Annotated in this window: 9 protein-coding genes; 7 read left to right on the top strand and 2 right to left on the bottom strand. The window is 70.0% G+C overall.

Translation table 11 applies throughout. From position 1 onward, the window contains the following. The first annotated feature begins 115 nt into the window (after window positions 1–115). Window positions 116–1093 carry a GTP 3',8-cyclase MoaA gene (moaA, locus tag ETP66_RS07105; RefSeq protein ID WP_130841940.1) on the top strand — a complete coding sequence of 326 codons (978 nt, stop codon included), beginning with the start codon at window positions 116–118 and terminating at the stop codon, window positions 1091–1093. Here moaA and ETP66_RS07100 read toward each other — a convergent pair. Beyond that, window positions 1071–1904, bottom strand: coding sequence for a DMT family transporter (locus ETP66_RS07100; RefSeq protein WP_130841939.1), 834 nt, complete (start codon window positions 1902–1904; stop codon window positions 1071–1073). The genes moaA and ETP66_RS07100 overlap by 23 nt on opposite strands. A 17-nt stretch (window positions 1905–1921) precedes the next feature. Between ETP66_RS07100 and ETP66_RS07095 the strand changes: the two genes are divergently transcribed. From ETP66_RS07095 to dusA, 6 genes are all read left to right on the top strand, one after another. Next, entirely contained in the window at window positions 1922–2914 is a 993-nt protein-coding gene (locus ETP66_RS07095; protein WP_130841935.1) for a polyprenyl synthetase family protein, read from the top strand. Between the two features lie 7 nt (window positions 2915–2921). Then, window positions 2922–3113 carry a hypothetical protein gene (locus tag ETP66_RS07090; RefSeq protein WP_130841933.1) on the top strand — a complete coding sequence of 64 codons (192 nt, stop codon included), beginning with the start codon at window positions 2922–2924 and terminating at the stop codon, window positions 3111–3113. Beyond that, window positions 3101–3718 carry a hypothetical protein gene (locus ETP66_RS07085; protein ID WP_130841931.1) on the top strand — a complete coding sequence of 206 codons (618 nt, stop codon included), beginning with the start codon at window positions 3101–3103 and terminating at the stop codon, window positions 3716–3718. Before ETP66_RS07090 ends, ETP66_RS07085 begins: the two co-directional genes overlap by 13 nt. 39 nt (window positions 3719–3757) lie before the next feature. Next, window positions 3758–4222 (top strand): DUF302 domain-containing protein, encoded by a 465-nt coding sequence (locus tag ETP66_RS07080; protein ID WP_130841930.1) that lies wholly within the window; start codon window positions 3758–3760, stop codon window positions 4220–4222. Window positions 4223–4309: 87 nt separating this feature from the next. Next, window positions 4310–5353, top strand: a complete 1044-nt coding sequence (gene ispH / locus ETP66_RS07075) for a 4-hydroxy-3-methylbut-2-enyl diphosphate reductase (RefSeq protein ID WP_201738495.1) — start codon at window positions 4310–4312, stop codon at window positions 5351–5353. Between the two features lie 25 nt (window positions 5354–5378). Next, window positions 5379–6410 carry a tRNA dihydrouridine(20/20a) synthase DusA gene (dusA, locus tag ETP66_RS07070; protein ID WP_130841926.1) on the top strand — a complete coding sequence of 344 codons (1032 nt, stop codon included), beginning with the start codon at window positions 5379–5381 and terminating at the stop codon, window positions 6408–6410. Here dusA and ETP66_RS07065 read toward each other — a convergent pair. Then, window positions 6303–6932, bottom strand: coding sequence for a tetratricopeptide repeat protein (locus ETP66_RS07065; protein ID WP_236630111.1), 630 nt, complete (start codon window positions 6930–6932; stop codon window positions 6303–6305). The genes dusA and ETP66_RS07065 overlap by 108 nt on opposite strands. Window positions 6933–6934: the final 2 nt, after the last annotated feature.

Here is a 6934-nt window from a genome sequence, read left to right as displayed (position 1 = left end):
TTCAAGTCCCGTCTCCCGCTCCAAAAACCCCCCAGGGCAGCCCCCTGGGGGGTTTGTCTTTTTGTGCACGTTGCGGGGGGTGAAAGGGGATAGTATAGTCGGCAAGGGGGAAAGGATGAAGCTCCTAGACAACTACGGGCGCGTCCTCAAAGACCTGCGCATCTCCGTCACCCCCCGGTGCAACCTGCACTGCCTTTACTGCCATCCCCTGGGGCTGGAGATGGCCGAACCCCCAGGCACCCTCACGGTGCAGGAGGTGGACCACTTCCTCGAGGCCGCCTCTCTCCTCGGCCTCTCCGCCGTGCGCTTCACCGGCGGGGAGCCCTTGGTGCGCAAGGAGCTTCCCCAGATGATCGCAAGGGCCCGTGGCAAAGAGGGCATCGAGGACGTGGCCATCACCACCAACGGCCTCCTCTTCGCCAAAAGGGCCAAGGAGCTGGTCCAGGCGGGCCTGAACCGGGTGAACATCTCCCTGGATGCCATCACCCCCGAGGTCTTCACCCGCATCACCCGGGGCGGGAAGGTGGAACGGGTCCTCGAGGCCATAGAAACCGCCTTAGAGCTGGGCCTCCACCCGGTAAAGCTCAACGCCGTGGTCATCCGGGGCATGAACGAGGAGGAGGTGGTCCCCCTGGCCCGGCTCTCCCTGGAGCGCCCCCTGCACGTGCGCTACATCGAGTACATGCACCTGGACAACTCCGACCCCGAGGAGTACCGCCGCCGCTTCGTGCCCGGGAAGGAGATCCGGGCCCGCATCGAGGCGGTCTTTGGCCCCCTGGAACCCGTCCCCCATGACCCGAGCTCCCCGGCCCGGGTCTTCAAAATCCCAGGAGCCGCGGGGACACTGGGCTTTATCAACCCCGTGACCGAGCCCTTCTGCTCCAACTGCTCCCGGCTCCGCCTCACCTCGGATAAAAAGCTAAGGCCCTGCCTCCTCACCGACCTGGAGATGGACATCGCCTGGGCCTTCGCCGCGGAGGAGCCCGTGGAGGCCCTGGTGGACGCCATCCTCATCGCCACCAACCGCAAGCCCGCCTTTGGCAACACCCTGCCCACCTTGAGGCGGCGGGTCATGCTGGGGATCGGCGGATAGCCTGCAGGGTGGCGAAGACCACCAGGGAGCCCCCCACGAGCCCCAAAAGCCCGAGCCGCTCCCCCAGGAGCAGGAAGGCGAAGAGGGTGGCCCAAACCGGTTCCAAGGTGTAGAGGACGGCGGCCTGAGGGGCAGGCACGTACCGCTGGCCCCAGGTCTGGAGCCAGGTGGTGAGGGCGGTGGCCACCACCCCCAGGTAGAGGATGGCGCCCCAGGGGACGCCCTCCAGGCGGAGGCTCCCCTCGGCGAGGACCACGGGGAGGGCGAAGAGGGCCGTGCCGTACACCTGCACCGCGGTGAGGGGCAGGGAGGGGAAGCTCTTGGCGTGGACCTCGAGGCGCACGATGTAAAGGGCGTAGGTGAGAGCGGTGAGGAGGGTCCAGAGGTCCCCTACGTTGAAGGGGGGCTGGCGGGGGTCGTAGGAGAGGAAGCCCACCCCCAAGAAGGCCAGGAGGGCGGCCAGCCACACCGGCCCCACCCGCCTCCCCGCAAGGCCCAAGAGGAGGGGGACCAGGACCACGTTCAGGGCCGTGATGAAGGCGCTGCGGCTGGCCGTGGTGTACATGAGGCCGATGGCCTGGGAGGCGTAGCCCAGGAGAAGCCAGAAGGCCAGCTCCAGCCCCGGCCCCCAGACCCCCCGGGGCAGGCGACCGAGGAGGGGAAGGAAAAAGAGGGCCGCCACCAGGAAGCGCAGGAGCACCAGGAAGTTGGGGGAGATGGCCTCCACCGCCCCCTTGACCACCACGAAGGTGCTCCCCCAGATGAAGGTGAGGACGCTGAGGGCAAAAAGGCCCAGGGGGTAGCCGCGCATGGCCTAAAGTGTATAGCATGGTGCCGCCCCCCCAGGAGACGCGAAAGGCCATCCACGAGCGGCTCCTCGCCCAGCTTTCCCACCCCGATCCCGGCTACCAGGCCCTCCTGCAGGAGTACCCCTCCCGGGGAGGCAAGATGCTGCGGGGCCTCCTCACGGTCCAGGCGGCCCTGGCCCACGGGGCACCCTTGGAAGGGGCGCTTTTGGTGGCAACGGCGATGGAGCTTTTCCAGAACTGGGTCCTGATCCACGACGACATCGAGGACGCCTCCCTGGAGCGCCGCGGCAAGCCCACCCTCCACCGCCTCCACCCCATGCCCCTGGCCCTGAACGCCGGGGACGCCCTGCACGGGGAGATGTGGGGCCTCCTGTGGCGGGGCGTGCAGGAGGGGCTTCTGGAACCCGCCGTTCTGGGGGAGTTCTACGAGGTGGTGCGCCGCACCGCCTACGGGCAGCACCTGGACCTCCTCTGGACCCTTTCGGGCCGCCTGGACCTCACCCCCGGGGACTACCTCCGCATGGTGGAACACAAGGCCGCCTACTACACCGCCGTGGCCCCCCTGCGCCTGGGGGCCCTGCTGGCGGGCAGGGAGCCCCCGGCCCTTTACGAGGAGGCGGGGCTCAAGCTGGGGGTGGCCTTCCAGATCATGGACGATGTGCTCAACCTGGAGGGGGACGAGGCCTACGGCAAGGAGCGGGCGGGGGACCTCTATGAGGGCAAGCCCACCCTGATCCTCATCCGCTTCCTTCAGGGGGCGAGCCCCGAGGAGCGGGAGCGAACGGGGGCCCTCCTCCGCCTTCCCCGGGAGGCCAAGCCCGAGGAGGAGGTGCGCTGGCTTTGGGAGAGGCTTTTGGCCTCCGGTGCCTTGGCCTGGGCCAGGGAGGAGGCCAGGCGGCTCATGGAGGAGGGACGGGCCACCCTCTTCCCCCACCTGGAGGGCCTCCCCCACCCCGAGGCCGCCCGAGCCCTGCAATCCCTCCTCACCGCCCTGGTGGAGCGGCGGGCATAATGGGGCCATGCAGGGGGTGCGCTTCAGGGTCATCACCGCCAACGATCCCGACATCTTCCAAGAAAGGTTGGACCGCTTCGTCCAAGACCTTCCCGAGGACGTGGTGCTGGTGGAGGTCAAGTTCTCCGTGGCCGAGGGGCCCCCTCCCCTCTTCGCCGCCCTGGTGCAATACAAGGAAGTCCAGGCGTGGGGGGAGTAGGGGAATACCTCTTCTTCCTGGCCCTCCGGGGGGAGGCCCGGCGGGAGGAGGTGCGGGCCCGCTTTCCCCGCCTGGTGCCCCTCCTCCGCGCCCTGGCGGACGAGGTGGAGGTCCAGGGGGAAACCTTTCGCCTCCGGAAGCCCCTCCGCCTCTCCTGGTTCGCCCCCCTCTTCCGGGAAGGCTACTCCCCCCTCCTCCCCGAGCCGGAGGGAAGCCTGGCCCTGGAGAGGCTCCTCGAGGCCGCCCACCTTTCCGCGCAAGCGGGAGAGCCCCTGGTGGAAGGCGAGGGGCTCCTGCGGGCAGCCCGGGCCTTCCAGGAGGGAAGCCAGGCCCTCCTGGAGGGGGCCTTTCGGGAAGCTCTCCACCGCTACGGGAGGGGTCTGGGCCTCCTGGAGGGGGCGGGCCTCCCCTTCCCCGCCACCGGCCTGGCCCTCCTGGCCTTAGCCCAGGAGGGCTTCCGCCCCGGGGGCAAGGGGCGGGAAACGGCCCGGAAGGCCCTGGAACGGGCCAAGACCCCCTTCGCCCGCCGCCTCGCGGAGGGCCTTTTGGCGGAAGGGGCGCGGGACCTGGCCGCCTTGCTTGACAGGGCTTCCCGGAAGGCGTAGTATACCCTACCGGGGTCTGGTACCCCAAGGAGGTGCGCGATGGCGAACGTGAGAAACCTGCTTCCTGCTCTGCTTTTGTTCTTTGGCCTCGCCCTGGCCCAGGGCCAGCCCCAGATGATCCTGGTGACGGAAAGCCCCAAGCCCTTCGCCCAGACGGTGGAAGCCTTCAAGGCCGAGGTGAAGGCCGCGGGGTGGAGCATCCTCAACTACCACAACATGGCCGGGGTCCTGTCGGAAAAGGGGTACACCCTGCACCCGGTGCTCATCTTCGACGTCTGCTCCGGCCGCTACAGCGCCCGCATCCTGGCCAAGGACGAGCACCGCCCCGTCTCCGCCCTCATGCCCTGCCGGGTGAGCATCTACCAGACCTCCGACGGCAAGGTCTTCATCGCCCGGATGAACGCCGCCGCCTTCGCCCCCATGATGCCCAAGGAGGTGGCGGAGGTCATGGCCGCCTCCGCCCAGGAGATCGAGGCCATCATCGCCAAGGTGGTGGGCCGCTAGGCCTCCGCCCCTTCCCCGGCCCGGGGCCAGGCCCCGGGCCTCCCCTTGTGCCCTCCCCCCCTCTTTCCTCCCCCGAAGACGGGTAGAATGCCCCCCATGAGCGGGGGGCTTGAGCGTCTCTACCTGGCCCGCCCCCGGGGCTTCTGCGCCGGGGTGGTGATGGCCATCGAGGCGGTGGAGCGCTGGGCGGAGCTCCTGGAGGCGGAGGGAGAGCTCGTGGTCTACCACGAGATCGTCCACAACCGCTCCGTGGTGGAGCGCCTAAAGGCCAAGGGGGTCCACTTCGTGGAGGACCTGGAGGAGGTGGAAGCCCTTCGCCGGGAGCGGCGGCTTGCCAACACCCTGGTCTTCTCCGCCCACGGCCACCCCCCGGCGGTGCGCCGCCAGGCGGCGGCCATGGGCCTCAGCGTCCTGGACGCCACCTGCCCCCTGGTGACCAAGGTGCACACCGAGGCCCGGCGCTACGCCCAGGAAGGGTACTGGATCCTCCTCGTGGGGGACTCCGCGGACCACCAGGAGGTGAAGGGCACCCTGGGGGAGGCCCCGGAAAGGACCCTCCTGGTGGCGGTGCACACCCACGTGGGCAAAGACCCCCGCCTGGCCGATCCCCAGAGGGTAGAGGTGCCGGACCCCGAGCGGGTGGTGGTCCTCACCCAGACCACCCTCAGCGTGGACGACACCCTGGCCACCATCGAGATCCTCAAAAGGCGCTTCCCCAAGCTGGTGGTGCCCAAAAGGAAGGACCTCTGCTACGCCACGCAAAACCGCCAGGAGGCGGTAAAGCGCCTTGCCCCCAAGGTGGACCTCTTCCTGGTCCTCACCAGCCCCCACTCCTCCAACGGCATGCGCCTTTTGGAGCTGGCCCAAAGCCTTACGGGCAGGGCCTACCGCCTGGAGACCGCCAAGGACCTCCGGGAGGAGTGGTTCCTCGGGGCCAGGAGCGCGGGCATCACCTCCGCCGCCAGCACCCCCGAGGACCTGGTGGAGGAGCTGGTGGCCCTCCTCAAGGCCAAAAACCCCGGGCTGGAGGTGGTGGAGGAGGGGGAGTGGGAGGCGATCGAGTTCCGGACGCCCCAGCGCAAAAGCCCCGAGGAGATCCTGCGGGAACTCCCCCTGGCCCCCGGGGGGTAGGAGGGGCCCCAGCCCGGACCCGGCCATGAAGGACCACCGCCTCTCCGTGGCCCCCATGGTGGACCGCACGGACCGCCACTTCCGTTTCCTGGTCCGCCAGATAAGCCGCAAGGTGCGGCTTTACTCGGAGATGACCGTGGACCAGGCGGTGCTGCGCGGGAACCGGGAGCGGCTCCTGGCCTTCCACCCCGAGGAACACCCCGTCGCCCTGCAGCTGGCGGGCTCGGACCCCAAGAGCCTGGCAGAGGCCGCCCGCATCGGGGAGGCCTTTGGCTACGACGAGGTGAACCTGAACCTGGGCTGCCCCTCGGAAAGGGCCCAGAGGGGAGGGTACGGCGCCTGCCTCCTCGGGGATCCCGGGCGGGTGGCGGAGATCCTAAGGGCCATGGCGGAGGCGGTGCGGGTGCCGGTCTCCGTGAAGCTGCGCCTGGGCCTCGAGGGCCGGGAAACCTACCCGGAGCTGGCGGGGATGGTGGAGCGCTTCGCCGAGGCGGGGGTGAGGGTCTTTATCGTCCATGCCCGAAGCGCCCTCCTCGGCCTCTCCACCCGGGCGAACCGGGAAATCCCTCCCCTGAGGCACGGCTGGGTGTACCGCCTAAAGGCGGACTTTCCCCAGCTGACCTTCGCCCTGAACGGGGGGGTGCGCACCCTGGAGGAGGCGTTGGCCCACCTCGGGCGGGTGGACGGGGTGATGCTGGGCCGGGCGGTGTACGAGGACCCCTTTGTCCTGGCGGAAGCGGACCGCCGGGTGTTCGGCCTGGACCGGCGGCCGACCCGCCTCCAGGTGGCCCGGCGGCTGCGGGCCTACCTGGAGGAGGAGGCCCTGAGGGGCACCCCCCCCTGGGCGGTCCTCCGGCACGCCCTCAACCTCTTCCGGGGCCAGCCCAAGGGGAGGCTCTGGCGGCGCCTCCTCGCCGAGGGGCGTTCCCTTACGGCCCTGGACCGGGCCCTAAGGGCGCTGGAGGACGAAGAAGTAAAGGAAGGCGGCCAGGAGGAAGACCCAGACCCAAAGGGGCACCCGCAGGCGGCGCTGGGGCCTGCCCGTGGCCGGGTCTAGGGGGGGCGGGGGGCGGAGCTTGAGGCGGTTGGCCCGCTTGAGGTGGGCCACCATCCGGTCCAGGTCCCCCTTCCGCTTGTAGAGGGCGGCCAGGTTCTCGTGGACCAGGGGCTCCTCGGGGGCCAGCCTCAGGGCCTGCTGGTAGAGCTCCAAGGCGGCCTCCAGCTCCCCCCGCTCCTGGTGGAGGTTGCCCAGGTTGGTGAGGGCCCGGTGGTGGCCGGGGTCCAGCTCCAGGGCCCTGCGGAAGCGGGCCTCGGCCTCCTCCCGCCTGCCCTCCCGCACCGCCCGCACCCCCAGGAGCACCTCCCTTTCGGCGGCGAAGAGGGGGTCCTTCAGGCCCTCGGGGGCTTCCTCCAGCTGGGCCAGGCCGGAGAGGAGCCGCTCCTTCAGGTCCCCGGAGAAGCCCTCCGCGTAGTCCCTGGCCCCCCCGTAGTCCCTGGAGCGCAGGAGGCGGAGAAAGTGGAGAAGCGCCTGGGCCTCGGGGTCGCCGGCCAGGGCGCGGGCCTCCAGGTCCTTGACCATCC

Origin of the sequence: Thermus thermamylovorans, from assembly GCF_004307015.1 — a bacterium.
Lineage (GTDB): Bacteria > Deinococcota > Deinococci > Deinococcales > Thermaceae > Thermus > Thermus thermamylovorans.
Note: the sequence above shows the minus strand (reverse complement) of the source record. Positions and strands in the feature narration are given on the sequence as shown.

What these genes read in the sequence shown, in the direction of transcription:
- moaA (WP_130841940.1), top strand. Translation starts at nt 116, where the DNA reads ATGAAGCTCCTAGACAACTACGGGCGCGTCCTCAAAGACCTGCGCATC.
- ETP66_RS07100 (WP_130841939.1), bottom strand. Translation starts at nt 1,904, where the DNA reads ATGCGCGGCTACCCCCTGGGCCTTTTTGCCCTCAGCGTCCTCACCTTC.
- ETP66_RS07095 (WP_130841935.1), top strand. Translation starts at nt 1,922, where the DNA reads ATGGTGCCGCCCCCCCAGGAGACGCGAAAGGCCATCCACGAGCGGCTC.
- ETP66_RS07090 (WP_130841933.1), top strand. Translation starts at nt 2,922, where the DNA reads ATGCAGGGGGTGCGCTTCAGGGTCATCACCGCCAACGATCCCGACATC.
- ETP66_RS07080 (WP_130841930.1), top strand. Translation starts at nt 3,758, where the DNA reads ATGGCGAACGTGAGAAACCTGCTTCCTGCTCTGCTTTTGTTCTTTGGC.
- ispH (WP_201738495.1), top strand. Translation starts at nt 4,310, where the DNA reads ATGCCCCCCATGAGCGGGGGGCTTGAGCGTCTCTACCTGGCCCGCCCC.
- dusA (WP_130841926.1), top strand. Translation starts at nt 5,379, where the DNA reads ATGAAGGACCACCGCCTCTCCGTGGCCCCCATGGTGGACCGCACGGAC.
- ETP66_RS07065 (WP_236630111.1), bottom strand. Translation starts at nt 6,932, where the DNA reads ATGGTCAAGGACCTGGAGGCCCGCGCCCTGGCCGGCGACCCCGAGGCC.